The 25479-nt window shown below is 67.3% G+C and carries 26 protein-coding genes; 23 read left to right on the forward strand and 3 right to left on the reverse strand.

Annotated features, from left to right (window positions below):
* The 23 genes from IAE33_RS13975 (at window position 1) to IAE33_RS14085 (ending at window position 22729) form a co-directional block, all read left to right on the forward strand.
* Entirely contained in the window at window positions 1-930 is a 930-nt protein-coding gene (locus IAE33_RS13975) for an electron transfer flavoprotein subunit alpha/FixB family protein (protein ID WP_201163925.1), read from the forward strand.
* 85 nt (window positions 931-1015) lie between these two features.
* A complete protein-coding gene (locus tag IAE33_RS13980) occupies window positions 1016-1798 on the forward strand; it encodes a glucose 1-dehydrogenase (RefSeq protein WP_201163926.1) in 783 nt (260 codons plus the stop codon).
* 34 nt (window positions 1799-1832) lie between these two features.
* Complete coding sequence (locus IAE33_RS13985) at window positions 1833-3365, forward strand: class I adenylate-forming enzyme family protein (protein ID WP_201163927.1); 1533 nt, start codon at window positions 1833-1835, stop codon at window positions 3363-3365.
* A gap of 184 nt (window positions 3366-3549) precedes the next feature.
* On the forward strand, window positions 3550-4908 hold the full coding sequence (locus IAE33_RS13990; protein ID WP_201163928.1) for an aromatic ring-hydroxylating oxygenase subunit alpha: 1359 nt from the start codon (window positions 3550-3552) through the stop codon (window positions 4906-4908).
* Complete coding sequence (locus IAE33_RS13995; protein ID WP_201163929.1) at window positions 4908-6614, forward strand: FAD-binding protein; 1707 nt, start codon at window positions 4908-4910, stop codon at window positions 6612-6614. Before IAE33_RS13990 ends, IAE33_RS13995 begins: the two co-directional genes overlap by 1 nt.
* Before the next feature lie 45 nt (window positions 6615-6659).
* Window positions 6660-7643, forward strand: coding sequence for a thiamine pyrophosphate-dependent dehydrogenase E1 component subunit alpha (locus IAE33_RS14000; RefSeq protein WP_201163930.1), 984 nt, complete (start codon window positions 6660-6662; stop codon window positions 7641-7643).
* Entirely contained in the window at window positions 7640-8632 is a 993-nt protein-coding gene (locus IAE33_RS14005; RefSeq protein WP_201163931.1) for an alpha-ketoacid dehydrogenase subunit beta, read from the forward strand. Before IAE33_RS14000 ends, IAE33_RS14005 begins: the two co-directional genes overlap by 4 nt.
* A gap of 20 nt (window positions 8633-8652) precedes the next feature.
* Window positions 8653-8883: a biotin/lipoyl-containing protein gene (locus tag IAE33_RS14010; RefSeq protein WP_064301353.1), complete on the forward strand. Its 231-nt coding sequence runs from the start codon at window positions 8653-8655 to the stop codon at window positions 8881-8883.
* Window positions 8884-8906: 23 nt separating this feature from the next.
* On the forward strand, window positions 8907-9737 hold the full coding sequence (locus IAE33_RS14015; RefSeq protein WP_201163932.1) for a 2-oxo acid dehydrogenase subunit E2: 831 nt from the start codon (window positions 8907-8909) through the stop codon (window positions 9735-9737).
* The gene (locus IAE33_RS14020) at window positions 9734-11269 is read left to right on the forward strand and encodes a class I adenylate-forming enzyme family protein (protein WP_201163933.1); all 1536 of its coding nucleotides are present in this window, start codon (window positions 9734-9736) and stop codon (window positions 11267-11269) included. The genes IAE33_RS14015 and IAE33_RS14020 overlap by 4 nt, the downstream gene beginning before the upstream one ends.
* A 75-nt stretch (window positions 11270-11344) precedes the next feature.
* The gene (locus IAE33_RS14025) at window positions 11345-12568 is read left to right on the forward strand and encodes an acyl-CoA dehydrogenase family protein (RefSeq protein WP_064301350.1); all 1224 of its coding nucleotides are present in this window, start codon (window positions 11345-11347) and stop codon (window positions 12566-12568) included.
* Between the two features lie 11 nt (window positions 12569-12579).
* Complete coding sequence (locus IAE33_RS14030; RefSeq protein ID WP_201163934.1) at window positions 12580-13701, forward strand: acyl-CoA dehydrogenase family protein; 1122 nt, start codon at window positions 12580-12582, stop codon at window positions 13699-13701.
* Between the two features lie 49 nt (window positions 13702-13750).
* The gene (locus tag IAE33_RS14035; RefSeq protein WP_201163935.1) at window positions 13751-14296 is read left to right on the forward strand and encodes a nuclear transport factor 2 family protein; all 546 of its coding nucleotides are present in this window, start codon (window positions 13751-13753) and stop codon (window positions 14294-14296) included.
* Window positions 14297-14312: 16 nt separating this feature from the next.
* Window positions 14313-15323, forward strand: coding sequence for a zinc-dependent alcohol dehydrogenase family protein (locus tag IAE33_RS14040; RefSeq protein WP_201163936.1), 1011 nt, complete (start codon window positions 14313-14315; stop codon window positions 15321-15323).
* A 33-nt stretch (window positions 15324-15356) separates the two neighbouring features.
* Complete coding sequence (locus IAE33_RS14045; protein ID WP_201163937.1) at window positions 15357-16070, forward strand: SDR family NAD(P)-dependent oxidoreductase; 714 nt, start codon at window positions 15357-15359, stop codon at window positions 16068-16070.
* The gene (locus IAE33_RS14050) at window positions 16067-16852 is read left to right on the forward strand and encodes an SDR family NAD(P)-dependent oxidoreductase (protein ID WP_201163938.1); all 786 of its coding nucleotides are present in this window, start codon (window positions 16067-16069) and stop codon (window positions 16850-16852) included. The genes IAE33_RS14045 and IAE33_RS14050 overlap by 4 nt, the downstream gene beginning before the upstream one ends.
* A gap of 12 nt (window positions 16853-16864) precedes the next feature.
* Window positions 16865-17686, forward strand: coding sequence for an SDR family NAD(P)-dependent oxidoreductase (locus tag IAE33_RS14055; RefSeq protein ID WP_201163939.1), 822 nt, complete (start codon window positions 16865-16867; stop codon window positions 17684-17686).
* Window positions 17683-18282: a nuclear transport factor 2 family protein gene (locus IAE33_RS14060; protein WP_201163940.1), complete on the forward strand. Its 600-nt coding sequence runs from the start codon at window positions 17683-17685 to the stop codon at window positions 18280-18282. Before IAE33_RS14055 ends, IAE33_RS14060 begins: the two co-directional genes overlap by 4 nt.
* Entirely contained in the window at window positions 18279-19451 is a 1173-nt protein-coding gene (locus tag IAE33_RS14065; RefSeq protein WP_201163941.1) for an NADH:flavin oxidoreductase, read from the forward strand. Before IAE33_RS14060 ends, IAE33_RS14065 begins: the two co-directional genes overlap by 4 nt.
* A 28-nt stretch (window positions 19452-19479) precedes the next feature.
* Window positions 19480-19905 (forward strand): carboxymuconolactone decarboxylase family protein, encoded by a 426-nt coding sequence (locus IAE33_RS14070; protein ID WP_064301342.1) that lies wholly within the window; start codon window positions 19480-19482, stop codon window positions 19903-19905.
* Between the two features lie 186 nt (window positions 19906-20091).
* Window positions 20092-21000, forward strand: coding sequence for an enoyl-CoA hydratase/isomerase family protein (locus IAE33_RS14075; protein ID WP_201163942.1), 909 nt, complete (start codon window positions 20092-20094; stop codon window positions 20998-21000).
* On the forward strand, window positions 20997-21851 hold the full coding sequence (locus IAE33_RS14080; protein ID WP_201163943.1) for an FAS1-like dehydratase domain-containing protein: 855 nt from the start codon (window positions 20997-20999) through the stop codon (window positions 21849-21851). Before IAE33_RS14075 ends, IAE33_RS14080 begins: the two co-directional genes overlap by 4 nt.
* Window positions 21852-21943: 92 nt before the next feature.
* Window positions 21944-22729 carry an HpcH/HpaI aldolase/citrate lyase family protein gene (locus IAE33_RS14085; protein ID WP_201163944.1) on the forward strand — a complete coding sequence of 262 codons (786 nt, stop codon included), beginning with the start codon at window positions 21944-21946 and terminating at the stop codon, window positions 22727-22729.
* A 40-nt stretch (window positions 22730-22769) separates the two neighbouring features.
* Here the strand turns inward: IAE33_RS14085 and IAE33_RS14090 are convergent, their stop codons facing one another.
* Genes IAE33_RS14090 through IAE33_RS14100 form a run of 3 tightly spaced genes read right to left on the reverse strand, consistent with a single transcriptional unit; the run spans window position 22770 to window position 25388 of the window.
* On the reverse strand, window positions 22770-23726 hold the full coding sequence (locus IAE33_RS14090) for an SDR family NAD(P)-dependent oxidoreductase (protein WP_201163945.1): 957 nt from the start codon (window positions 23724-23726) through the stop codon (window positions 22770-22772).
* 54 nt (window positions 23727-23780) lie between these two features.
* A complete protein-coding gene (locus tag IAE33_RS14095; protein ID WP_201163946.1) occupies window positions 23781-24101 on the reverse strand; it encodes a 2Fe-2S iron-sulfur cluster-binding protein in 321 nt (106 codons plus the stop codon).
* A 30-nt stretch (window positions 24102-24131) separates the two neighbouring features.
* The gene (locus tag IAE33_RS14100) at window positions 24132-25388 is read right to left on the reverse strand and encodes an NAD(P)/FAD-dependent oxidoreductase (RefSeq protein WP_201163947.1); all 1257 of its coding nucleotides are present in this window, start codon (window positions 25386-25388) and stop codon (window positions 24132-24134) included.
* Window positions 25389-25479: the final 91 nt, after the last annotated feature.

The raw sequence follows: 25479 nt of genomic DNA on the forward strand, positions 1-25479 counted from the left end.
ATGGCCGTACTGGTAATTGCCGAACACGACAATGCAACCCTGAAAGTCGCGACCCGTCACGCCGTGACCGCGGGCCGGGAGATGGCGCAGGAGGTCCACCTGCTGGTGGCAGGGCAGGGCTGCGCCGCCGTGGCGGAGCAGGGCGCCCGGCTGCAGGGGGTGAGCAAGGTGCTGCTGGCCGACGCGGCCGTCCATGCCCATGCCTCGGCGGAAAACCTGGCGGCCCAGGTCCTGGCGCTCGCCGGCCAGTACACCCACCTGGTCGCCGCGGCCAGCGCCACCGGCAAGGGCTTCATGCCGCGCGTCGCCGCGCTGCTCGACGCGGCCCAGGTGTCCGACGTGCTGGCGGTGGAAACGCCCGATACCTTCGTGCGGCCGATCTATGCCGGTAACGCCCTGGCGACCGTGCAGAGCCCCGATCCGGTCAAGGTGGTGACCGTACGCACCACCGGCTTCGACCCCGCGCCCGACGGCGGCAATGCCAGCGTCGAAGCCATCGAGGCGGTGCAGGGCGATGCCCGGGTGCGTTTCGTTGGCCAGGAAGTGACGCTGTCTTCGCGCCCCGAGCTGGCGGCCGCCCGGGTGGTGGTCTCGGGCGGGCGTGGCATGGGCAATGGCGGCAACTTCGCCCTGCTCGAAACCCTGGCCGACCAGCTGGGCGGTGCGGTGGGTGCGTCGCGGGCGGCGGTGGACGCCGGGTTCATGCCCAACGATTACCAGGTGGGGCAGACCGGCAAGATCGTCGCGCCGGAACTGTACATCGCGGTGGGTATCTCCGGGGCGATCCAGCACCTGGCGGGGATGAAGGATTCCAAGGTCATCGTCGCGATCAACAAGGACCCGGAGGCGCCGATCTTCCAGGTCGCCGACTACGGCCTGGTGGCGGATCTGTTCGAGGCGGTGCCGCAGATCAGCGGCAACCTCGGCTGAGACGCCACGGGGTGCGCCGCACGCCGACGCACCCCGCATCCGCACATTCGACGCACCACAATAATAAAGAGAAGGTGTTTGGCTTATGCAGTTGTTCTCCCTGCAGGGCAAGGTCGCGCTGGTCACCGGGGCATCCCGCGGCCTGGGGCGGGCCATGGCGATGGGCCTGGCGGCAGCCGGGGCGCTGGTGGTGCTGGCGGCGCGTGACCGCGAGCGTTTGCTGGAGGTGGCCGAAGCCATTCGCCAGCAGGGCGGGCAGGCCGATATCCAGGCCTTCGACCTGGCCGACGAGGCGGCGGTGGTCGCGGCGGTGCCGGCGATCGTCCAGCGCCACGGGCGGCTGGACGTGCTGCTTAACAATGCCGGCATCTGCCTCTGGCAGCCCTTGCTCGATTCCAGCCTGGACGATTGGCGCCGGACCCTCGACATCAACCTGACCGCCCACTACCTGCTGGCCCGCGAAGCCGCCCGGCCCATGCTTGCCCAGGGCAGTGGGGCGATCATCAACGTCGCTTCCTACGTCGCCCGGGTCGGCCGCGAGAAGCTGCAGGCCTATGTGGCCAGCAAGCACGGCGTGGTCGGCCTGACCAAGTCGCTGGCCGGCGAACTCGGCCCCCGTGGCATTCGCTGCAATGCCATCTGCCCGGGCTATTTCCACACCGACATGGCCGAGCCGGTGAGTGCCAACCCGGCGCTCTGGGAGACCGTGCGTAGCCATATTTCCGTGGGCCGCTGGGGTAACCCCGAGGAGCTGCAAGGCGCCGCCGTGTTCCTGGCATCCGATGCCAGCAGCTATGTCAACGGCCATTCGCTGATGGTCGATGGCGGTGTGTCCGAAGTGCTGTGCCTGCCTGTTCCCGTCGTTTGAACGACGCCCTCTGATCACCAGGAGAATCCGTGGCATGAAAACCCTTGGCGAGTTGCTGGAGCGCAACGCCCGTCTGTTCCCGGACCAGCAGGCCGTGGTCTTCGATGAAGTGCGCATCACCTACCGGCAGTTGCTGGAGCGCGCCCGGCGCCTGTCGTCGGCCCTGCACCAGCGCGGCATGCGCCATCAGGACCGGGTGGCGATCCTGGCGATGAACTGCAACGAATACTTCGACGTCTACGCCGCCTGCCAGGTGTCCGGCTTCATCTGCGCGACGGTGAATTTCCGCCTGGCCGGCGCCGAGATCGCCTTTATCCTTCAGGACAGCGCACCGCGCGCCCTGGTCTTCGAAGCGCAATACAGCGACACCATCGCGGCCCTGCGCGACAGCCTGCCGTCGATCGAGCACTACCTGTGCATCGGCGAGTGCCCCGACTGGGCCGAACCCTACGACGCCCTGCTGGCCGCCGGCGATCCGGCCGGTGCGCCGATGCAGGCGCAGCCCGACGATGTCGTGCACCTGATCTATACCAGCGGCACCACCGGCCGACCCAAGGGCGCGGCGCGCACGCAGAAGGGCGACCTGGCGCTGGCGCAGAACCAGTCGGCGACCATGGACATGCGCACCAACGGCCGCGTGCTGGTGATGATGCCGATGTTCCATGCCGGCGGGCTGTCGATGATGCTCTCGGAGTTCTGGCATGCCGGCTGCGTGGTGCTGCACCGCAAGTTCGATCCCCACGAGGTGCTGAGCACCATCGAGCGCGAGCGCATCGTCACGGTGCACATGGCGCCGACCATCCTCCAGCAGGTGCTGGACGTGCCGGACATCGGCCGCTACGACCTGTCGAGCCTGGAGACCATCCTCTACGCTGCCGCGCCCATGCCGGTGGCGGTCCTGCAGCGGGGCGTGCAGCTGCTCGGGCAGATCTTCGTCAACTCCTGGGGCATGACCGAAACCACCGGCACCGTGCTGCCCAAGCACCTACACAAGCTGCAGGGCAGCGAGGACGAAGTGCGGCGCCTGGGCTCCATCGGCCAGCCGATGACCTTCTGCGATATCCGCATCGTCGACGAGCAGGGCGAGGACTGCGCCGACGGCACGCCCGGGGAGATCTGGATACGCTCGCCGGCCAACCTCGCCTACTACTGGAACAACAGCGTGGCGACCATCGAGGCCCTGCGCGACGGCTGGCTGCGCACCGGCGACATGGCCTGGCGCGACGACCAGGGCTTCCTGTTCCTGGTCGATCGCAAGAAGGACATGATCATTTCCGGGGGCGAGAACATCTATTGCCAGGAAGTCGAGCAGGCCCTCATGCACCACCCGGGCGTCCAGGACGTGGCGGTGATCGGCGTGCCGCACGAGAAGTGGGGCGAGACGGTCAAGGCGGTGGTGGTGCTCAAGGCGGGGGCAAGCGTGGGCGCCGACGAGCTGAGCGAGTTTTCCACCACCCGCATCGCCCGCTACAAGCGCCCGAGCAGCGTCGAGTTCGTCGATGAACTGCCGCGCCTGGCCAGTGGCAAGGTCAACAAGATCGCCCTGCGCCAGCGCTACGGCGACTGATTTCCAGGCATTTGAAAAAGGCTTTTCCCGCGGCGCCAAAGCACTTGCAAGCGCGTTGACAGTCATGTCGAGCCGCGTTTATAGTCTTGAACGTCGTTCAGAATATCGCAGGGCGGTTCGCCGCCCTTCAACAACAATAAGAAGCCAGGCAGACCCCGTGGGCTGCCGATGCAGGAGGTTCCAGATGACTGCTCGAGAATCGGCACCACAGGCGGTACGGCCGGATTTCGTCCCCCGCGACGGTTACATCTCAAAGGACTATGTGCAACTCGAAAAGGAGCGGATGTGGCCGAAGGTGTGGCAAGTCGCCTGCCGTCTCGAAGAGATCCCCAACGTCGGTGACTACGTGACCTTCGACGTGATCGACGAGTCGATCATCGTCACCCGCCTGACCGGTGACCGGATCAAGGCCTACTACAACGTCTGCCAGCACCGCGGACGGCGCCTCACCAGCGGTTGCGGCCACGCCACCAAGTTCCACTGCAATTACCACGGCTGGCAATGGAACCTTGATGGCAGCCTGCTGCGCATCCTCGACGAAGATGATTGGGCCGGCTGCCCGAACATGACCCACGAAGAGCTGGCGCTCAAGGAAGTGCTGGTCGACACCTGGGGCGGCTTCGTCTTCATCAACATGGACCCCGCTGCCGAGCCGCTGGCCAAGTACCTGGATCCGGTGCCGGAAATCACCGACTGCTACGAATTCGAGAAGATGCGCTACCGCTGGTACAAGTCGGTGCGCCTGCCATGCAACTGGAAGGTTGCGCTGGAGGCCTTCAACGAGGGCTACCACGTCGCTGCCACCCACCCGCAGATCCTCGATACCCAGGGCGACGACGTCACCCGCAGCTTCGCCTTCGGCAAGCACGGCATGTTCGACTACTCGACCGCCACCCGCCTGCCGGGCACGCCATCGCCGCGCACCGGCAAGCCGATTCCCGAAGACATCCGTCCTGGCCTGGTGAAGTTCTACCAGCTCATGGAAGACCAGCTCAAAGCCATCTTCACCGACCGCGACCACGAAGCCACCAAGCGTCTGCTGACCGAGGTCGAGCCGACCCAGGACCAGATGCTGGTGCTGGGCAAGGCCATGCAGTTCCAGGCCGAGGCGGCCATCGCCGAAGGCGCTGGCTGGCCGAACATCTCGCCGGAGCAGATGGGCCGTGCCGGCACCGACTGGCACGTGTTCCCGAACCTGGTGTTCCTGCTGTATCCGGATGGCGCGCTGTTCTACCGCGCCCGTCCCGACGGCGACAACCCGGACTCGTGCATCTACGACATCTGGTCGCTCAAGCGCTACGCCCCGGGCCAGGAGCCCAAGCTCAAGCGCGAGTTCTACCACGGCGTGGATGACTGGAAAAACAACACCGTGGAGAACTTCGGCCTGATCCTCAGCCAGGACTTCAACAACATGGGCCAGGTCCAGCAGGGCATGAAGTCCCGTGGCTTCACCGGTTCCAGGACCAGCCCGCTGCAGGAGTCGGCGATCTCCAACTTCCATCGTGAGCTGAGCGAGTACCTCTTCGCCGCGGAGTCCAAGTGATGAGCCAATGGGACGAAAGCGTCGACCTGCTCATCGTCGGCAGCGGCGGGGGCTCCATGTGTGCGGCACTCAAGGCCAAGGAGCTGGGCAAGCGCGCCCTGATCATCGAGAAGCTCGACAAGGTCGGCGGCTCCACCGGCTATTCCGGCGGGGTCTGGTGGGTGCCGAACAACCCGGTGATGAAACGCCATGGCGTCGCCGACTCCTATGAGAAAGCACAGCAGTACCTGGCCAGCACCGTGACCTACGAAGGGCCGTCCACCAGCCCGGAACGGCGCGAGGCCTTTCTGCGCACCGGCCCGCTGATGGTGGATTTCCTCGAGCGCGCGGGCATGGCCTTCGAGTACGCCGACGGCTGGGCCGACTACTACGATGACCGTCCCGGTGGCCAGCCACGGGGTCGCTCGCTGGTGGCCAAGCTGTTCGATATCCGCGAACTGGGCGACTGGGCAGGGCGCCTGTCGCGCTACCAGGGCGCGGCGATCCCGGCCAACTCCAACGAGTTTCCTACGCTGTTCCTGATGAAGCGCACCTGGGCCGGCAAGCTCAAGGCGCTGCAACTGGGCCTGCGCATGGTCCGGCAGAAACTCACCGGCAAGGAAATCCTCGGCGGTGGCGCAGCGATCCAGGGCCGCATGCTGCAGATCGCCCTGCGTGAAGGCTTGCCGATCTGGACCTCGACACCGGTCCAGGAGCTGATCGTCGAAAATGGCCGGGTGACCGGCGTGGTCGCCCTGCGCGAAGGGCGCCAGGTCCGTGTCCAGGCCAAGGACGGCGTGCTGATCAACACCGGCGGTTTTTCGCGCAACGCCGACATGCGCAAGCGCTTTCAGCCGCAGCCGTCCTCGGCGCAGTGGACCAACGCCAACCCTGGTGATACCGGCGAAGTCATCGAGGCCGCCATGCAACTGGGCGCCGCGGTGGACTGCATGGACGAAGCCTGGTGGGTGGTCACCTCCCTGGGCCCCGACGAAAGCCTGCCCGAGGGTGCGCGCACCGCCAAGGGCGAGCCGCTGCCGTTCATGCACCACCTGGACCTGTCGCTGCCGTACTCGATCATGGTCGACCAGGACGGCCGGCGATTCTGCGACGAAGCCGGCTCCTACATGGAAATCGGCCAGCGCATGTACAAGCGCCAGGCCGAAACCGGCAAGGCCGTGCCGAGCTGGGTGGTGATGGACAGCCGGCAGCGCAAGTTCTACCCCTGGGGCACGGCCATGCCCGGCCAGGTGCCGAAGCAGTGGCTCGACAGCGGCTACATGGTCAAGGCGGATTCGCTGGAGGCGCTGGCGCGCAAATGCGCCATCGACACGGCCGGCCTGCTCGACACGGTGCAGCGCTTCAACGGCTTCTGCGCCAAGGGCGTCGACGCCGATTTTGGCCGCGGCTCGCGGGCCTTCGACCGCTGCCATGGCGATCCGTCGGTCACCCCCAACCCGAACCTGGGCAGCATCGAGCAGGGCCCGTTCTACGCCGTGCGCATGTACCCCGGCGATGTCGGGACCGCTGGCGGCCTGGTGACCGACCAGTACGCCCGGGTCCTGCGCGAGGACGGCAGCTGCATTGCCGGCCTCTATGCCACCGGCAATGCCACGGCGGGGGTGACCGGCCGCTGCTACCCGGGCGCCGGCACCAGCATCGCCGCGTCCTTCATCTTCGCTTACATCGCCGCCCAGCATTCGGCCGGGCACGACAACATCTGGTAGGGCACGCCAGCCCGGCGTTTTGGTTCAGACGGAGAGAACAACACGATGACAGCCGCAATTCCAGACCGCGACGTCCTGGTAGGCATCTACCAGCGCATGACCCGGATCAAGCAGAACGACGAGCGTTTCCGCGCGGTACTCAAGTCCGGGAAGCTGGTCATGCCGTACTACTCGCCCCGTGGCCAGGAGGTGATCCCTTCGGCCGTGTCGGCCTGCCTGACCGCTGAAGACTACATCTGCACCATCTATCGAGGGGTGCACGACATGATTGCCAAGGGTATCCCGCTCAAGGACCTTTGGGCCGAGTTCGGTGGCCGGGTGACCGGCACGTGCAAGGGCAAGGGTGGACCGATGCACGTGACCCACCCGGCCACCGGCGTCATGGTCACCACCGGCATCGTCGGCAGTTCCATGCCGATCGCCAACGGCCTGGCCCTGGCCGCGCAGATTCGCGGCGAGAAGCGCGTCGCCGTGGCCTATTTCGGTGACGGCGCAAGCAACATCGGGGCCTTCCACGAGGCCCTGAACATGGCTTCGGTATGGAAGCTGCCGGTGATCTTCGTCTGCCAGAACAATGGCTACGCCGAGCACACCAAGTACGCCTACGGCACCTCGGTGGCCAATATCGCCCAGCGCGCCGTGGCCTATTCCATGCCCGGCGTCACCGTCGACGGCAACGACCCGGTGGCCATGTACCACGCCGCCCGCGAGGCCGTCGAACGTGCCCGCGCCGGCCAGGGACCGACCCTGATCGAGGCCAAGACCTTCCGCTTCCATGGCCACGTGTTCGGCGATGCCGACGCCTACATGGACAAGGGCGAGAAGGACGCCTGGATGGCCAAGGACCCGGTGCCGCTGTTCCGATCCTGGCTGATCGCCACCGGGCATGCCAGCGAGACCGAGCTGGCCGACATGGAAGCCCTGATCGCCGGCGAGATCGACGAAGCCGTGGAATTCACATTGAACAGCCCCTATCCGGATCTCGCCGAGCTCAAGCGCGACATCTTCAAGGACGAGGTGACCGCATGAACCAGCCAGCCAAGTTCAACACCATCCAGGCGATCAACCTGGCGCTCGACGACGCCATGGCCGCCGACCCGAACGTCATCGTCCTCGGCGAGGACGTCGGCGACAAGGAAGAGGGCGGCATCGTCGGGGTGACCCGCGGGCTGTCCTATACCTACGGCGACTCGCGGGTGCGTTCCACGCCGATCTCCGAGCAGGCGATCATCGGCGCGGCGATCGGCGCCGCCATCGTCGGCATGCGCCCGGTCGCCGAGATCATGCTGATGAACTTCACCACCGTGGCGATGGACATGATCATCAACCACGCCGCCAAGCTGCGCTTCATGTCCGGCGGCCAGACCCACGTGCCGATGGTGATCCGCACCATGACCGGCGCCGGTTTCGGCACCGGCGGCCAGCACGCCGACTACCTCGAGGCCTGGTTCGCCCACACCGCCGGGATCAAGGTGGTGGCGCCGTCCACGCCAGCCGATGCCTACGGCCTGATGCTGTCGGCCATCGAGGACGATGACCCGGTGCTGTTCATCGAGAACATGCCGACCTACTGGAACCCGGGCGCGCCACCGGAGCGCGGGGTGAAGATCCCCCTGGGCAAGGCCAAGGTGGTCCGCGAGGGCAGCGACGTGACCCTGATCAGCTACAGCCGGCGCATGCAGGAATGCGCGGCGGTGGCGGAGAAGCTGGCGGCGGAAGGCATCTCGGTGGAACTCATCGACCTGCGCACCATTTCGCCGCTGGACACCGACTGCATCCTCGCCTCCGTGGGCAGGACCGGCCGCGCGGTGATCGTCCACGAAGCGGTGAAGCCTTTCGGCGTCGGCGCCGAGATCGCCTCGCTGATCTACGAATCCCTGTATGGCCAGCTCAAGGCGCCGGTGCAGCGGGTCGGTGCCAACTACGCGCCGGTGCCGTTCTCCAAGCCGCTGGAAGACGCCCATGTCCCGGGTGTCGAGCAGATCGAAAGCGCCGTGCGCGCCACCCTTAACCGTTAACACCGTTCAAGGAACACCTGATGAGCACTCAAGTACTGCTGCCCAAGCTGGGCTTCTCGATGAATGAAGGCACCCTGGCCGAATGGCTGGTGGCCGATGGCGCAACGGTCAAGGAAGGGGAGGTGCTCTACGCCCTGGAAAGCGACAAGTCGGTCCAGGAGATCGAGGCCCCGGCCAGCGGCACGCTGAAAATCGTCGCCCCGGCGGGCGAAACCTACGAGGTCGGCGCCTTGCTGGCCGAGATCATCTAAGCCTTCGCCACAGAGGAACGACCATGAGCGCCGATGTTTCAGCGAGTACCGGCCGCGACGCACCGGCGGCCTTCGGCAGTGACCTGCCAGCCTGGCCGCAGGTGGACTTCAGCGAGTTCGGCGAAGTGGAGGCGCGTCCGCTGTCGCGGGTGCAGACGCTCACCGCGCGGTACATGTCGCGCAACTGGCTGATGATCCCCCATGTCACCCATCACGATGACGCCGATATCACCGCGCTCGAGCAGCAGCGCAAGGCGCGCAACGCGGCGGGCGAGCCGGTCAAGCTGACCCTGCTGCCCTACCTGATCAAGGCGGTGGTGGAGGCGCTGAAGGCGTTTCCCCAGTTCAACGCCTCGCTCGACGGCAGTGGCAAGCAACTGGTGCTGAAGAAGTACTTCCATATCGGCGTGGCGGTCGACACCCGCTTCGGCCTGCTGGTCCCGGTGATTCGCGATTGCGATCGCAAGAGCGTTGCGCAACTGGCGGCAGAGCTTCAGGCCATCAGTGAGAAAGCTCGTGACAAAGGCCTGGGCATGGCCGAGATGTCCGGTGGCTGCTTCACCATCAGCTCCCTGGGCGCCTTCGGCGGCACCGGCTTCACGCCCATCGTCAACGCGCCGGAAGTGGCCATCCTCGGGGTGACCCGCAGCCAGGAGAAGCCGCGCCGGGGCACCGACGACCAGGTCGAGTGGCGCCAGGTGCTGCCGCTGTCGCTGAGCTACGACCACCGGGTCATCAACGGTGCCGACGCGGCGCGCTTCACCGCCCGGCTGGCGCAGTTGCTGGCCGAGGTCGCCCCCCTGGAGCAGGACCCGACCTTCCCAACACCGACACCTGTAACGGAACAGCAATGAATACACTCGGTGAAATGATCGAGCGCAATGCTCGTTTTTTCCCTGCGGGCAATGCCTTCACCTCCGTCAGCCGGCGGGTGAGCAACGCCGAGCTGGCCGAGCGTGCGCGCCGGCTGGCGGCAAGCTTCTACCAGCAGGGCCTGCGTCGCCAGGACCGGGTCGCGATCCTGGCGATGAACTGCGTCGAGTACTACGAGACCTACCGCGCCTGCGAGTGGGCCGGCTTCATCGCCGCCACGGTGAACTTCCGCCTGGCGCCGCGGGAAGTGCTGTACATCCTGCAGGACGCCGCGCCCAAGACCTTGGTGTTCGAGGCGCAATACACCGCGGTGGTGGCGCAATTGCGCGCCGAGTTGCCGACCATCGAGCACTACCTGTGCATCGGCCCGGCGCCGGACTGGGCCGTGCCCTTCGAGCAGGCCATGGCCGACGGCGATCCGTCCGGCCCGCCGATGCGCGCGCAGCCCGATGACTTTGCCTACCTGATGTACACCAGCGGCACCACCGGCCAGCCCAAGGGCGTGGTACGTACCCATCGCGCCATGTGCCGCACCGCCGACAGTTGCGCCCTGATGAGTGACTTCAGCGGGGCCACGCGGGTGCTGCAAACCACCCCGGCGTTCCACATCGGTGGCATCGGCTTCGTCAACTCGGCGGCCTGGGTCGGCGGCTCGACCGTCATCCACCAGGGCTTCGATCCGCGCACCACCCTGCAGGCCGTGCAGGACGAGAAGGTCACCTTCACCTTCATGGTCGCCGCCATGCTCCAGGCGGTGCTGGATGTTCCCGATATCAGCGATTACTGCCTGGACAGCCTTGCGCACGTGGTGACGGCGGCGGCGCCGATTCCCGCGCCGCTGCTCAGGCGCGCCTTCGACGTGCTGGGCCCGATCTTCTCGGTGCAGTACGGCATGACCGAAAGCAACGCCTGCGTGCTGCCGCGGCACGAGGTCAATCCGTTCGGCAGCCCGCAGCAGGTCCACCGCCTGGAGTCGGTCGGCGTGCCGTGCCCGGGCATCGAGCTGCGGGTGCTCGACGACCACGGCAACGAGTGCCCCGAGGGGGCGCCGGGTGAGGTGGTCCTGCGGTCCGAAACCCAGCTCAGCGGCTACTGGAACAATTCGGTGGCCACCATGGAGGCCCTGCGCGACGGCTGGTACCACACCGGCGACATGGGCTATCGCGACGCCGAGGGCTACCTGTACCTGGTCGATCGCAAGAAGGACATGATCATTTCCGGCGGCGAGAACATCTACAGCCGCGAAGTGGAGGTCGCCCTGGAACTGCACCCGCAGGTGAAGGAATCGGCGGTCATCGGCATCGCCGATCCGAAATGGGGCGAGTCGGTCAAGGCGGTGGTGGTGCTGGTGCCCGGCACCAGCCTGGGCGAGGCCGACCTGATCGTCCACTGCAAGTCGGTGCTGGCCAGCTACAAGTGCCCGAAGGTGATCGAGTTCGTCGGTGAGCTGCCACGCATGGCCACCGGCAAGATCAACAAGGTGGCGCTGCGCGAGCGCGAACGGGTCGCTTGAATCCGGGTTTTGAAGTCAATGATCGGGGGCCGCTCGTGCAGCGGTCCCCTCGAGGCGAGATGAGGAGCTACCACCATGCATTTTGAGTTCAGTCCTGAAGACGAGGCGTTCCGCCAGGAAGTCCGGCAGTTCTTCCAGGAAAGCGTCAGCCGCGAGGTTGCCCACTACGGCTTCGAGGGCGCCCACCCGGTGCCCCGAGATGTGTTGCGTACCTGGCAGAAGACCCTGCATGCGCGTGGCTGGGGCGCACCGCACTGGCCCCAGGAGTTCGGCGGGACCGGCTGGTCGGCGATCCGCAAGCACATCTTCCTGGAAGAGCTGGTCAACGCCGACGGCCTGGACTACGGCTGGCAAGGCACCCACATGATGGCGCCGGTGGTGATCGCCTTCGGCAACCAGTGGCAGCAGGAAACCTTCCTGCCGCCGTTGCTGGCCGGCGACGTGTTCTGGTGCCAGGGCTTCTCCGAGCCCAACTCCGGGTCCGACCTGGCCAGCCTCAAGACCCGCGCCGAACTCGACGAGGCGGGGACCCACTACATCGTCAACGGGCAGAAGATCTGGACCAGTGACGCGAAGATCGCCGACTGGGGCTTCTTCCTGGTGCGCACCGACGCGACCGTCAAGCCGCAGCGCGGCATTTCCTTCCTGCTCATCGACATGAAGACCCCGGGCATCACCGTGCGTCCGATCGTCTCCATCGACGGCGGCGACGGCCTGGCCGAAGTGTTCCTGGAAAACGTCCGGGTACCCAAGGAAAACCTGGTGGGCGAACCCGGCATGGGCTGGACCTACGCCAAGTACCTGCTGGAGAAGGAGCGCACTTCCAGCGCGTTCATTTACTTCAACAAGCGTGAACTGGAGAAGGCCAAGGCGATTGCCCGCCACGAGACCGTCGATGGCGTGCCGCTCCTGGAAACCCCGGCCTTCGCCCGGCGCGTCGGCGAGATCGAGACCGACATCCTCGCCCTCGAATGGTCGGTGCTGCGTGTCCTCGCCCAGGAAAGCTTCCGCGACAACCTCGATGCGGTCGTCTCGACCCTCAAGGTCCGCGGCTCGGAGCTGCAGCAGCGCGTCACCGAGCTGCAGGTCGATGCCCTCGGACCGCGGGCGCTGCGCTTCTTCGACCATGGGCCAGGGCGCCTCGGCCACGAGCACGTGTCCAGCGAATGGGACGACCTGTGGCCGGCCTACGTGCCCGGGCGCAGCAACATGTACTTCTTCCAGCGCGCCGCGACGATCTACGGCGGCGCCCGGGAAGTGCAGAAAAACATCATTGCCAAACTGGCGTTCGGACTCTGAGGGGCGGTCACATGGATTTCAATCTTTCCGAAGAGCAGGTGATGCTGCGTGATGGCGTCGAGCGCTATATCCGCGACGACTACGGCTTCGAGGCGCGCCGGCACCAGGCCGGCAGCGGCGAAGGCTTCAGCCGCGCGCACTGGCAGCAGTTCGCCGAGCTGGGCTGGCTGGCCCTGACCCTGCCGGAGGATGTCGGCGGCCTGGACTGCTCGTTCGTCGAGGCGTCGGTAGTGCTCGAATCGTTCGGCCGTGGCATGGTCCTGGAACCCTTCGTCAGCAGCGCGGTGCTGTGCGCGCGGATCATCGACCGCAGCGGCAGCGACTACCACCGCAACGACCTGCTGCCGGCGCTGATCGAGGGCCGCCTGCTGCTGGCGCTTGCCGACAGCGAAAGTGGTTCGCGCTTCGCCACCGGCTGCTGCGACGACACCATCGCCCACAAGACCGGCCAGGGCTACCAGCTCACGGGCAGCAAGACCCTGGTGTTCAACGCACCCTCGGCCGACAAGCTGCTGGTGACCGCGCGCCTGGACGACGCCAGCGAGCCGGCGGTGTTCGTGGTCGACCGCACGGCCCCCGGGGTGACGCTCAACGAATACCCGCTGGTGGATGGCTCGCGGGCCGCCGACGTGCGCTTTGCCAAGGTCGAGCTGGACGACTCGGCGCTGCTGCTCAGCCCGGGCAAGAGCCAGGCCGTGCTCGACGAGGCGAACGACCGTGCCGCCCTGGCCGTGGTGGCGCAGATGCTTGGGGTGATGCACGGGGTCATCGACATGACCGCCGAGTACATCAAGACCCGCAACCAGTTCGGCCAGCCCATCGGCAAGTTCCAGGCGCTGCAGCACCGGATGGCGGAGATGTTCATCGAGGCGCAGCACGCCCGTTCGATCCTCTACCGGGGCATGGCCTACCTCGACAAGCCTGCCGCCGAACGCCGCCAGGCGGTGTCCGCGGCCAAGGCGGCGGCGAGCAAGGCCGGGCGCTTCGTCTGCGCGCAAGGGGTGCAGTTGCACGGCGGCATCGGCCTCACCGAGGAGTACCCGGTAGGGCATTACTTTCGCCTGATGACCCTGTTGGAAAAGCAGTTCGGCGATACCGACTTCCATCTGGCGCGCTTCGTCGCCCGCCATTGACCACGCGCCCGCATCGCCTGGCGGTGCGGGCCATTGCAGGGAGCCTTGCATGAACGACAACAAAAACAATGTTTCGCAGGAGCGCATCCAGTCCTTGCTCGACCGCCAGGACATCCTCGACTGCCTGACGCGCTACTGCCGCGCCGTGGACCGCTTCGACACCGAGCTGCTGCGCAGCGTCTACCACGAGGACGCCATCGACGACCATGGCAGCTTCCTCGGCGACCGCGACAGCTTCATCGACTGGGCGCTGGGCTACCATCGCCAGCACCAGCTGTCCCACCATCACATGATCTTCAACCACAGCGTCGAGCTGGACGGCGACCAGGCACACAGCGAAACCTACTGGCTGTTCTTCGGCGAAAACCGCAGCAAGCCCGACACCCTGGCGGTGGGCCGCTACATCGACCGCTTCGAGAAGCGCGCCGGGCGCTGGGCCATCGCCGAGCGGGTGTGCGTCACCGAATCGGTCAACGAGCTGGGCGCGCCGGACCTGCCGGCGGCGTTCCGCGCGGTGCAGATGGGCAATGCCCAGAGCAGCCGCGACCGCGAGGACATCTCCTACCAACGGCCACTGCGCGCACGTCGCCCCTGATCGCCGGAGCACTTCGATGAAAGCTTATGTGATCGATCGCTACGGCGATGTCGATGGCCTCGTCCTGCGTGATGTACCGACCCCTTGTCCACCCGCACCGGGCCAGGTGTTGGTGCGCCTGCGCGCAGCCTCGTTGAATTTCCGCGACCTGCTCATCGCCGGTGGACAGTACCGCTCGCTGTGCAAGTCGTCGCTGATCCCGTGTTCCGATGGTGCCGGCGAGGTGATCGCGGTGGGCAGCGGCGTGACCCGGACCACCGTCGGCGAGCGAGTGATGCTGACCTTCCATCCGCACTGGATCAGCGGTGGCATGCCGGAGGGCCGGGACGTGCTGGGCCGGGGCGGCTCGGTCGACGGCACGCTCTGCGAATACGCCTGCGTCAGCCAGGAGGAGGTGGTGCGGGTGCCCGAGCACCTGTCCTACGAAGAAGCCGCCACGCTGCCGTGCGCCGCGCTCACCGCCTGGGCGGCGCTCAACGCCGGACGCGGCCTGTTGCCTGGCCAGAGCGTGCTGACCCAGGGCGGCGGCGGGGTATCGGTGTTCGCCGTGCAACTGGCGAAGCTGGCCGGTGCCCGGGTGATCGCCCTGTCTTCCAGCGCCCAGCGCCTGGAGCGCCTGCGTGTCCTGGGCGCTGACGCCACGATCGACTACCGCGTGCACCCGGAATGGCATGCGCTGGTGCGGCAGATGACCGGTGGCGAGGGCGTCGATCTGACGGTCGAGGTCGGCGGCGGCGACACGGTCGAGCGCTCGGTGCAGGCCACCCGCGTCGGTGGGCGTCTGAGCCTCGTCGGCCTGCTCAGTGGCGGCCCCAAGCTCAGCGAGGCCTTCTTCTATCGCGGCTTGACCCTGCACAGCATCCGGGTCGGCAGCCGCGAACAGTTCGAGCAGATGTGCGCGGCCATCGCGGCCCATCGCCTGCGGCCGGTCATCGAGCGGGTATTCCGTTTCGACGAGCTGCATGCGGCCTTCCAGGCGCTGGGCAGCGCCCGTCACTTCGGCAAGCTGGTGATCACCATCGACTGATACGACTGCCAATAACAACAAGAGGACAAGCGAATGAAGGATAGGGATTGCGGTGCACGCCCGCTGGCGGGGCACCGGGTGTTGCTGGTCACGCCGGGATGCCCGGCGCTGGCCGGGCTGGGTGATGGAGTGCGCGGACTCGGGGCCGACTGCCGGGAGGTGTTCGCGGCCGAGGACTGCGCCGCGCTCGCGCCGCTCGAAGCGGCCTTCACCCGCGCCGAGGCCGAGCTGGGCGGGCTGGATGCGCTGGTCATCGCGGTGGGCAGTGCCCTGAGCCGTGAGCCGCGTCCGCTGACAGGGTTTTCCCCAGAGCAATGGCGGGACGCCTGTCTGGTGCCCTTGCGCACCACGCGCCAGTGCCTGCAAGCCGCCTGGCGCACCCTGGCCGGCCGCGCCGCGCGGATCGTGCTGGTTGGCCCCAACCTGGCGCTGACAGGCGCGGGTGGCCTGACGGCCCTTTCCGCCCTCGGCGAAGGGCAGCGCGGATTGATGAAATCCGCCGCCCGGCAGTGGGGCGGGCAGGGCATCCAGCTCAACTGGCTGGGGCTCGACGCCCGGGTCTTCGCCAGCGAGCTGGACGCCCAGGCGTTGGCCCGCAGCCCGGAGATGGGCGATCCCGCACCGGCCCTCGGGCGCACGCCCGACCTGTCCTGGGGCGTGGCCGAAAGCCTTGCCCTGCTCATCGGAGCCCATGCCTTCACCGGGGCTTCCCTTCCTGTCGACGGTGGTTTCTGGATGGTCCCATGACGCAGAGTGCACAGATTCGAACGCTGGAAGGGCGCGTCGCGCTGGTGACCGGCGCAGGCGGCGGGCTGGGCCGGGGTATCGCCCTGGCCCTGGCGGAAATGGGCGCCAAGGTCGTGATCGCGGCACGCCGAGGCGTGACGGGCGAGGAAACCGCCGCCCTGATCCGCGCCGAAGGCGGCGAGGCTCTGGCCCTGGAGGTCGACGTGACCGTGCTGGCCTCGGTGCAGGCTGCGGTCGGCGCGGCGCTGGAGCGCTTCGGCGGCCTCGACATCCTGGTCCACAACGCCACCCACGGCGCCTCGGGGCACCCCAAGCAACTGGAGGCTTTCGACGACCAGGACTGGGACGACCAGGTCGCGGTGGACCTGGCGGGCGCCCATCACTGCGCGCTGGCGGCCTTCGAGGCCCTGCGCGGCAGCGACGCGGCACGCGCGGTGTTCCTGTGTTCGGCGTTCGGCCTGCATGGCGCGGCGCTGAACCCGGCCTATGCCGCCATCAAGGGCGCGATTCGCGGCCTGACCAAGGCGCTGGCGCGGGAGTGGGGGCCGTTCGGGATCACCGTCAATGCCATCTCTCCCGCGGCATTGACGTCGGCCGCCGAGGCGTTCTTCGCCAGCAACCCGGCGCTGTACCAGGACTACCTCGGCAAGTTCCCGCTGGGGCGCATCGGTCATGAACGGGACGACGTCGGGCGTGCCGTGGCCGGCTTGTGCGGGCCGGGCATGGGCTATGTCACCGGGCAAATCATCCAGGTCGATGGCGGCCTGTATACCGCCGTGTAGGAGGAGAACAGCATGAATCGCTTGCAGGACAAAGTGGTCATCGTCACCGGCGCGGCCTCCGGAATCGGCCTGGCCAGCGCCACGCGGCTGGCCCGGGAGGGCGCCCGGGTGGTGCTCGCCGATATCGACCTGGACGCTGCGCAGCGGCAGGCGTCGCACCTGGCCGACACCGGCGGCCAGGTCGCGGCGGTACGGGTCGACCTGGGGGACGAGGCCTCCATCGCCGGCATGATCGAGCAGACGCTGCAGCGTTTTGGCGGGCTCGATGTGCTGTTCAACAACGCCGCCGCCACGCACCTTTCCACTCACCATGATGCCGCCGTGCAGGCGATGGACACGCAGGTATGGGACGACACCCTGCGCATCAATCTGCGCGGCACCCTGCTGGCGAGCAAATACGCTGTCGAGGCCATGCTGCCCCGTGGCGGCGGCGTCATCATCAACACCAGTTCCGGGGCCGCGCAAGCCGGGGCGCTGGGCTACAGCGCCTACGGGGTGTCCAAGGCCGGCATCGAGAACCTGACCCGCTACATCGCCGCGCAGCATGGCAAGCAGGGCATTCGCTGCAACGCCATCGCCCCCGGGCTGATCGTCACCCCGGCCACCCGCGACAACTTCGCCGGCCCCGCGGGCGAGATGATGCTCGCCCATCACCTGACGCCGCGCCTGGGCACGGCCGAGGACATCGCCCATGCGGTGCTGTTCCTGGCCAGCGACGAGGCGGCGTTCATCACCGGGCAGGTGATCAATGTCGATGGCGGGCTGCTGTCCCACCAACCCTATTACGCCGACGAGATGCGCGGGCGCGCCGCCGCCGGGGAGGGATCGCGATGAGCGACGAAGCACTGCTTGCCCGCCTGGAACGCGTCGAAGCCCAGCTGGCCATTGGCCAATTGCCGGCACGCTACGCCCTGGCGGTGGATGCGCGGGACCTGGAAGCACTGGGCGGCCTGTTCGTCGAGGATGTCGATTGTGGTCGCTGGGGCCGGGGGCGCGAGGCGTTGCAGGCGTTCTATGCCTCCGAAGCGATCCTCCAGGCCTTCTACCGCAGCGTGCACCAGGTCTGCGGCCAGACGCTGGATTTCCAGGATGCCGACCACGCTACCGGCACCGTCTACTGCCGTGCCGAACATGAGGACGGCGAGCACTGGGTGGTGATGGCCATCTGTTACTTCGATCAGTACGAACGTCGCAACGGCCAGTGGTATTTCGCCCGCCGCGACGAGCGCCACTGGTATTCGACCGACTGGTTGCAGCGCCCGGGCGTGCCTGCCTGGCAGAACTGGCCGGGCAAATACACCAGCGCGCGTTACCAGCCACGCCTGCCAGCGAGCTTCCCGAGCTGGCACGGATTCTGGTCCCGCACCGCGCGGGACTCCAGCAGCCAGGTCACACGGCAACCCTGTGTGGCCCAGGAACCTTCGACATGAATGCCATGCTTGCCCCCTTGTTCGAGCCGTTGCGCATCGGCTCCGCCCTGTTGAAAAACCGCATCGTCATGGCCCCCATGACGCGCAACTTCTGCCCGGGCGGGGTGCCCGGCGCCGATGTCGCTGGCTACTACCGGCGCCGGGCCGAGGGTGAGACCGGGTTGGTCATCACCGAAGGGATCGGCGTCGACCACCCTGCCGCGCTGGGCGAGGCGGGCATCGGCGAAAGCGACCTGCCGCACCTCTATGGCGAAAGCGCCCTGGCCGGCTGGCGCAGGGTGGTCGAGCAGGTGCACGCCGCAGGTGGCCTGATCTTTCCACAGCTCTGGCACCAGGGCGTGATGCGCGCCGCCGGCACCGGCCCGCACCCCGAGTCGCCCTCCGTGCGGCCTTCAGGCATCTGGGGGCCGGCTGGCGGCCTGACCTCCTCGTCGGCGGAATACGTGGCGCAGCAACTGCCCGTCACCGCGCCGATGAGCGAAAGCGACCTGCAGGACGTCATCGACGGCTACGTGCGCAGCGCCGTACATGCGCAGCATTGCGGCTTCGATGGCCTGGCGATCCACGGTGCCCACGGCTACCTGATCGACACCTTCCTGTGGGAGGTGACCAACCGCCGTACTGATGCCTGGGGCGGCGGGCGCCGCGAACGCAGCCGTTTCGCGGCGGAACTGGTGCGGGCGATTCGCCTGGCCGTCGGGCCGGACCTGCCGATCCTGTTCCGCTTCTCGCAATGGAAACAGCAAGACTTCCGCGCCAAGCTGGCGCTCAACCCGGCCGAGCTGGAGGAGATCCTGCTGCCGATCGCCGAGGCCGGGGTCGATGTCTTCGACGCCAGCGTCCGCTACTTCGACCGTGCCGAATTCCCCGACCAGGGTGGTGCCGACGCCCAGCTCAACCTGGCGGGCTGGGCCCGCAAGATCACCGGCCGGCTGGCCATGACGGTGGGCGGCGTGGGCTTGAGCAACGGCATGTACGACAGCAACAAGCAGGGTGGCTCCAGTGCCAGCGACAACCTCGACCGGCTGACGGCGCGCTTCGCCCGTGGCGAGTTTGACCTGGTGGGCGTCGGCCGCTCCCTGCTGCACGACCCGGGCTGGGCGCGCAAGGCCCGGCTTGGCGAGCCCTTCGAGGCGTTCTCCAACGATTCCCTGAAATCCCTGACCTGATCTTTCACTGCAGACGGAGTATTCGACGATGAGCGACAACAGCTATTGGGACGCCGGTTACGCGCACATGGTGCGCATGATGGGGCCGGAATTCGCCAAGGCCATGGAAGTGAACGCGGGGTCCGGGGGCTTCGCTGCCGATGTGGGGAAAATGGCGGTGGAGTTTGCCTTCGGTGCGGTCTGGTCGCGACCGGGGCTCGAGCTCAAGCACCGCAGCGCGGTGGTGATCGGCGCGCTGATCGCGTCGCGGCAGCCGGACGAGTTGCGCAATCACCTGCGGTTCGGGTTGAACAATGGGCTGAGCGTCGAGGAAATCCAGGAGATCATTATCCAGACGTTGCCTTATGTCGGCTTCCCGGCGGTGTCCAGTGCTTTGGGCGTGGCGATCGAGGTGCTGCGCGAGCGGGGGCTGGATGGGGGGATGCGGTCGGCTGAGGAGAGTGGGTTGTTGTAGGTCGGGGGGATTGCGGTGCGGCTGCGAGGTGTTTGCCTTGAGCCTTGCAGCGCGCTCGATCTTGAGGGCGCTGCAAAACCCCAGGCATCCCCCTTGCCATCCACCCCCAAATTGCAATAAATTGAACGCCATTCATAAATATGAATTTCCACCACGTTCAATTGCTTGATGGGGATCGCCGCGCGGATGAACGAGCACAGGGTCGACTACTGTTGCCACGCAGGAAAACGCATTGCCGTCCTGCACATGATGGCGCCGCCGGTGAACGCGTTCTCTTTGGCATTGCGTCGCGGCCTGCTGGAGGCACTGCAGCGTGCCCGCGCCGATGAGTCCGTGGCCGCAGTAGTGCTGGCGGGGGCAGGACGGGGCTTCAGCGCCGGCGGCGATATCCGCGAATTCGGCACCCCCGATGCCGCCGCCGAACCCGGCCTGTCGAGCCATATCCATGTAGCCATCGAGAACCTGGGCAAACCGGTGATTGCCGTGGCCCACGGCTTCGCCCTGGGTGGCGGCCTGGAAACCCTGCTGGCCTGCCATTACCGCATCGCGGAAAGCGATACCCGCCTCGGCCTGCCCGAGGTCGGCCTGGGCACCTTGCCGCTGTCGGCCACGCAACGCCTGCCTCGCCTGATCGGCATCCTGCCGGCATTGCGCATAATGGTGGAGGGCACGCCCGGCACTGCCGCGCAATGGGCCGACGGCCCGCTGTTCGATGCCGTGGTGGAGAGCGGCGGCGGACTGGAGGCGGCGTTGCGGCTGGCCACCAGGCTGATCGAGCGGCCCCTGGACGCCGACGCCCTCGCGCACCGCCTGGTCCGCCATCGCCCCTGGCCTGATGCTGACCCGCAGCAAGCGCTGATCCATGCCGAACTGTGGCTGCACCTGCGCCCGCACTGTGCCGTGGCCCGTACCGCATTCGCGGCGATCGAAGCGGGCGTGCGAGCCCCCGACTTCGACAGCGGGCTGGCCATCGCCCGGCAGTTCTATGACGCCCTGATGGCCGGCGAGTCTATCGTCCAGGGGCGAGACCGCTTCCTGGCCGGCAATTCGTCCCCGGCCGTCGAATCTGACAACAACAAGGAATGGCCCACGTGAGCATCGACGAGCAGTACCTCAAGACCTGGACCGGACGCCAGGAACAACAGCGCGATTTCCTGGCCCCGGCGCCCCTCGATGCCCTGGCCGCGACCCTGGACCGCGAGGACGGCGGCTACCCGGCCGGAGTGACGGTTCCACCGCTGTGGCATTGGCTGTACTTCCTGCCCGCCGCCCGGCAATCGTTGATCGACACCGATGGACATCCGCAGCGCGGCGGCTTCCTGCCGCCGGTGAGCTTGCCACGGCGGATGTGGGCGGGCGGGCGGCTGCAGTTCCATGGCGATCTGCGAGTGGGCGTGGAGGTCGAGCGCCTGTCCACCATCCTCGATGTGTCCCTCAAGAGTGGCCGCAGCGGTGAGCTGGTGTTCGTCAAGCTGCGGCATGAGCTGATCCAGTCCGGGGCGGTGCGGATCACCGAGGAACAGGACATCGTCTACCGCGATCCGCCACGACCCGGTGACCCGCAGCCAGCGCCCCAGGCCGCCCCCGCGACGGCCCGCTGGTCGCGCACCGTGCAGCCCGATCCGGTGCTGCTGTTCCGCTACTCGGCGCTGACCTTCAACGGCCACCGGATCCATTACGACCGCCCCTACGCCCAGCAGGAGGAAGGCTACCCCGGCCTGGTGGTGCATGGGCCGCTGCTGGCCACCTTGCTGATGAACCTGCTGCGCGACGAATGCCCGCGGGCGCGGGTTGCAGGCTTTTCGTTTCGCGCAGTGCGCCCGGTCTTCGACACCACGGCGTTCCAGGTCTGTGCCGAGCCCGAGGCGGATGGCCGCGGCGTCCGCCTTTGGGTGCAGGACGGCGAAGGCTTCCTGTGCATGGACGCCCGTGCGGAGCTGGCCTGAGATGGACCGGCTGAGCGCTTGGTGGGGCAACCTGGGCTGGGTGATGCTCTGGTTGATCGTGTGTTTCTGGCTGTCATGAAATCGAGGTAACGATGCGATCTTATCTGTTCGTGCCGGGCGATCGCCCGGAGCGTTTCGGCAAGGCCCTGGCGGCCGGCGCCGATGTGGTGATCCTGGACCTGGAGGACGCCGTGGCGGCGCCGAACAAGGCCCAGGCCAGGGACAACGTGCGCCGGGCGGTCGATGACGGCGCGCAGGTCATGCTGCGTATCAATGGCGCCGGCAGCCAGGACTTCATCGACGACCTGGCGCTGCTGCACGGCTTGCCGCTGCGTGGGGTGATGCTGCCCAAGGCCGAATCCGTCGGCCCCCTGGGCGAACTGGCCGAGGTGACCGACGCACCGGTCATCCCGCTGATCGAAAGCGCGCTGGGCCTGTGGGAGGTGATGACGGTCGCGCGAGGGCCCGGGGTGGAGCGCCTGGCCTTCGGCTCCATCGATTTCCAGGTGGACCTCGGTTGCGATGGCAGCGACGAAGCCCTGCTGCATGCCCGTTCGCGGATCGTCCTGGCGTCCCGGGTGGCGGGCCTGCAGGCCCCGGTGGACGGCGTTTCGGTGGCCCTGGATGACGAAGCCGTGATCGCCGCCGAGTCACGGCGCAGCCGGGCCCTGGGGTTTGCCGGCAAGCTGTGCATTCATCCGCGCCAGGTCGCGGTGGTCAATGCCGCGTTCAGCCCGACCCGCGAGGAACTGGAGTGGGCCGCCCGAGTGGTGGCGGCCTGCGAGCGTTCGGCGGGCGCGGCGGTGTCGGTGGATGGCGCCATGGTCGACCTGCCGGTCCTGCTCAGGGCACAGAACCTGCTGGCGATGGCGGGTTGAAAAATCCTGGTGCAGTGCCGCTGGCACTGCACCAGGGGTTTCAGTGCTGTTTGCCGAGGTTGCGCTGGATGATGGCGAACTCGTCGGATAGCGACTCGGGGATGCTGTAGTCGCCGACTTCGTGGATCTGCTGGAAGTGGCGCGCCAGTTCATCCGCCGAGGCAGGAGCCTGGCGTGGCCCGGTCCAGCCCTGGTTGACCGCGAGGAAGGCGCGGGCGTAATGGCCGACCGAGGCCGAGTAGATGCCGTGGGTGCTGCTGCACGCCTCGCTGGCCAGATAGACCACCAGCGGTGTCACGAACTCCGGCAGGTAGGCGTTGCCAAGCTGTTCGCCGAAGGCCGCGTATTGCGCGCCGAAGGCTTCCAGCTGCCGTGGGTCCATGGCCGCCGCCATCCGGCTGTTGGCCGTGGGCAGCAGGGCGTTGCACAGCACGCCGTGCTCGCGTCCCTCCAGGGACAGCACGTTCATCACCCCGAGCAGCCCGGCTTTGGCCGCCGCGTAGGCGGCCTGCTGCGGGTTGCCGAATGCGCCGGCCGCCGACGAGGCGAAGACCACCCGGCCATAGCCTTGCTGCTTCATGACCTTGTAGGCCGCCTGGGTCACGTAGATGGCACCCTTGAGGTGGACATCGATGATCGAGTCGAGAATCGCGTCGTCGATGTCTTCGAACAGGGCGTTGCGCAGGTGGCCGGCATTGTTGATCACCACGTCGACCCGACCGAAGTGGTCGAGGGCGGTTTGCACGATGGCCTGGCCGCCGGCGCGGGTGGCCACGGAGTCGTAGTTGGCTGCGGCCCGGCCGCCCGTGCTACGGATCTCCTCGACGACCTGGTCGGCCATGCGCTGCGAGCTGCCCTGGCCGTCGAAGCTGCCACCCAGGTCGTTGACCACCACGGCCGCGCCGCGGCTGGCCAGTTCCAGCGCGTAGGTGCGACCCAGCCCGCCACCGGCGCCGGTCACGATGGCGACGCGGTCCTTGAAGTCCACTGCATTCATCGGTCTTGCCTCCTGCTTTTTATTGTTGTCGTGGGTAATCGGCTGGATCCGGGCTCAGGTCTGCGAGGCCGGGAGCCTGACCACCAGGCCATCCAGCTCCGGGGTGACGATGATCTGGCAGGTCAGGCGACTGGCGTCGGTGACGTCCATCGCGCAGGTGAGCATGTCGTTCTCGTAGGACTCCGCGGCCGGCATGTGCTGCGCCCAGTCCGGGTCGACGTAGCCGTGGCAGGTGGCGCAACTGCAACTGCCGCCGCAGTCGCCGAGGATGCCCGGCACCTGATGATTGACCGCGACCTGCATGACGGACTGGCCGACGTCCGCTTGCACCTGCTGCTCGCTGCCGTCGTGTTGCACGAAGATGAGGGTTGGCATGCTTGGATTCCTGGAAAAAGGGAAAAGGGGTCAGGTGACCGGCAGCAGGTCCTTGAGGGGACGGGTGTCGTCTGCCAGGCGCGCGGCATCGACCTTGATCCGCTCGGCGATAAAGCGCTTGGCCAGCATGAATTCCGGCGGCCGGTTGACGGTGTCGGCGGCGAGGATGACGCCCTCCTTCAGGTAGAAGGCGCAGAACGAGTCGTCCTGCGGCGTGCCGCGGATCACCAGCTGGTCGTAGCCCTGGGACAGGCCGACCATTTTCAGCTTGAGCGCGTACTGGTCGGACCAGAACCAGGGGATGCTGGCATGGGCCTTGGGTTTGCCGCACAGCGTGGCTGCCACGCAGCGGGCCTGCTCCAGGGCATTGGGCACCGATTCCAGTCGCAGGCGCCGGCCGAGCAAGGGGTTGGGATGGTTGGTGCAGTCGCCTGCGGCATGGATGCGCGGGTCGCTGGTCTGACCGAATTCGTCGACCAGGATGCCGTTGTCGACCTCCAGGCCTGCCTCCGCCGCCAGTTCGACGTTGGGCAGCAGGCCGATGCCAACCACCACCAGGTCGGCGGCGACCGAACTGCCATCTGCGCACTGTACCGCGCAGACGGCATCCCCCGACGGGTCCAGCTGCACATCGCGGACCTGGGTGTCGGTGCGGATGACCACGCCGGCCTGGCGATGCCGGGCCTCATAAAAGGCTGACAGTTCAGGGGCAGTGACCCGGGCCAGGACGCGGGGCAGCGCTTCGAGCACGGTGACCTTCAGGCCGCGCTCGATCGCCACGGCCGCGACTTCCAGACCGATGTAGCCGCCGCCGACGATCACCAGGCGCAGGCCCGGTTCGAACTGCTGGCGGATCCGGTCCACGTCCGCCAGGGTGCGCAGGTAATGGAAGTTGCCCGAGGCCTCGGCCTGCTCGATCCGCGGGATCGGCAGCGGCCGCGGTCGCCCGCCGGTGGCCAGGATCAGCCGGTCGTAGTGCGCGGTACGGCCATCGGCCAGATGGACAAGGGAAGCGTCCCGGTCGATGCGGGTGACCCGCACGCCGCTGATGATCTCGACATTGGCCTTGTCATAGGTGGCGCGCGGCTTGATCAGCAGGCTTTGCGCCGTGACGGCGCCGCACAGGTAGGCCTTGGACAAGGGCGGACGGTGGTAGGGCAGATGGGGTTCTTCGCCAATGAGGACGATACGGCCTTGCCAGCCCTGGTCGCGAAGGCTGGTCGCCAGTTCACCGGCAGCGTGACCCGCGCCGACGATGATGGCCGTGAGCGAGGTGGATTCGATCATTCGACACCTGTAGGACGGTGCTGCACCGGGCAGCTTTGTATTTATTGGAACGTCGTTGCGGATACTGAACGCATGATCGGCGCGCTGTCAA

Origin of the sequence: Pseudomonas sp. S60 (genome assembly GCF_016647865.1) — a bacterium.
GTDB classification, from domain to species: Bacteria; Pseudomonadota; Gammaproteobacteria; order Pseudomonadales; family Pseudomonadaceae; genus Aquipseudomonas; species Aquipseudomonas parafulva.

What these genes read in the sequence shown, in the direction of transcription:
- IAE33_RS14010 (WP_064301353.1), top strand. Translation starts at nt 8,653, where the DNA reads ATGAGCACTCAAGTACTGCTGCCCAAGCTGGGCTTCTCGATGAATGAA.
- IAE33_RS14075 (WP_201163942.1), top strand. Translation starts at nt 20,092, where the DNA reads ATGAACGAGCACAGGGTCGACTACTGTTGCCACGCAGGAAAACGCATT.
- IAE33_RS13995 (WP_201163929.1), top strand. Translation starts at nt 4,908, where the DNA reads ATGAGCCAATGGGACGAAAGCGTCGACCTGCTCATCGTCGGCAGCGGC.
- IAE33_RS14015 (WP_201163932.1), top strand. Translation starts at nt 8,907, where the DNA reads ATGAGCGCCGATGTTTCAGCGAGTACCGGCCGCGACGCACCGGCGGCC.
- IAE33_RS14060 (WP_201163940.1), top strand. Translation starts at nt 17,683, where the DNA reads ATGAGCGACGAAGCACTGCTTGCCCGCCTGGAACGCGTCGAAGCCCAG.
- IAE33_RS14050 (WP_201163938.1), top strand. Translation starts at nt 16,067, where the DNA reads ATGACGCAGAGTGCACAGATTCGAACGCTGGAAGGGCGCGTCGCGCTG.
- IAE33_RS14020 (WP_201163933.1), top strand. Translation starts at nt 9,734, where the DNA reads ATGAATACACTCGGTGAAATGATCGAGCGCAATGCTCGTTTTTTCCCT.
- IAE33_RS14100 (WP_201163947.1), bottom strand. Translation starts at nt 25,388, where the DNA reads ATGATCGAATCCACCTCGCTCACGGCCATCATCGTCGGCGCGGGTCAC.
- IAE33_RS14070 (WP_064301342.1), top strand. Translation starts at nt 19,480, where the DNA reads ATGAGCGACAACAGCTATTGGGACGCCGGTTACGCGCACATGGTGCGC.
- IAE33_RS13985 (WP_201163927.1), top strand. Translation starts at nt 1,833, where the DNA reads ATGAAAACCCTTGGCGAGTTGCTGGAGCGCAACGCCCGTCTGTTCCCG.
- IAE33_RS14065 (WP_201163941.1), top strand. Translation starts at nt 18,279, where the DNA reads ATGAATGCCATGCTTGCCCCCTTGTTCGAGCCGTTGCGCATCGGCTCC.
- IAE33_RS14090 (WP_201163945.1), bottom strand. Translation starts at nt 23,726, where the DNA reads ATGAATGCAGTGGACTTCAAGGACCGCGTCGCCATCGTGACCGGCGCC.
- IAE33_RS14040 (WP_201163936.1), top strand. Translation starts at nt 14,313, where the DNA reads ATGAAAGCTTATGTGATCGATCGCTACGGCGATGTCGATGGCCTCGTC.
- IAE33_RS14055 (WP_201163939.1), top strand. Translation starts at nt 16,865, where the DNA reads ATGAATCGCTTGCAGGACAAAGTGGTCATCGTCACCGGCGCGGCCTCC.
- IAE33_RS14005 (WP_201163931.1), top strand. Translation starts at nt 7,640, where the DNA reads ATGAACCAGCCAGCCAAGTTCAACACCATCCAGGCGATCAACCTGGCG.
- IAE33_RS13990 (WP_201163928.1), top strand. Translation starts at nt 3,550, where the DNA reads ATGACTGCTCGAGAATCGGCACCACAGGCGGTACGGCCGGATTTCGTC.
- IAE33_RS14085 (WP_201163944.1), top strand. Translation starts at nt 21,944, where the DNA reads ATGCGATCTTATCTGTTCGTGCCGGGCGATCGCCCGGAGCGTTTCGGC.
- IAE33_RS13975 (WP_201163925.1), top strand. Translation starts at nt 1, where the DNA reads ATGGCCGTACTGGTAATTGCCGAACACGACAATGCAACCCTGAAAGTC.
- IAE33_RS14030 (WP_201163934.1), top strand. Translation starts at nt 12,580, where the DNA reads ATGGATTTCAATCTTTCCGAAGAGCAGGTGATGCTGCGTGATGGCGTC.
- IAE33_RS14035 (WP_201163935.1), top strand. Translation starts at nt 13,751, where the DNA reads ATGAACGACAACAAAAACAATGTTTCGCAGGAGCGCATCCAGTCCTTG.
- IAE33_RS13980 (WP_201163926.1), top strand. Translation starts at nt 1,016, where the DNA reads ATGCAGTTGTTCTCCCTGCAGGGCAAGGTCGCGCTGGTCACCGGGGCA.
- IAE33_RS14025 (WP_064301350.1), top strand. Translation starts at nt 11,345, where the DNA reads ATGCATTTTGAGTTCAGTCCTGAAGACGAGGCGTTCCGCCAGGAAGTC.
- IAE33_RS14095 (WP_201163946.1), bottom strand. Translation starts at nt 24,101, where the DNA reads ATGCCAACCCTCATCTTCGTGCAACACGACGGCAGCGAGCAGCAGGTG.
- IAE33_RS14045 (WP_201163937.1), top strand. Translation starts at nt 15,357, where the DNA reads ATGAAGGATAGGGATTGCGGTGCACGCCCGCTGGCGGGGCACCGGGTG.
- IAE33_RS14000 (WP_201163930.1), top strand. Translation starts at nt 6,660, where the DNA reads ATGACAGCCGCAATTCCAGACCGCGACGTCCTGGTAGGCATCTACCAG.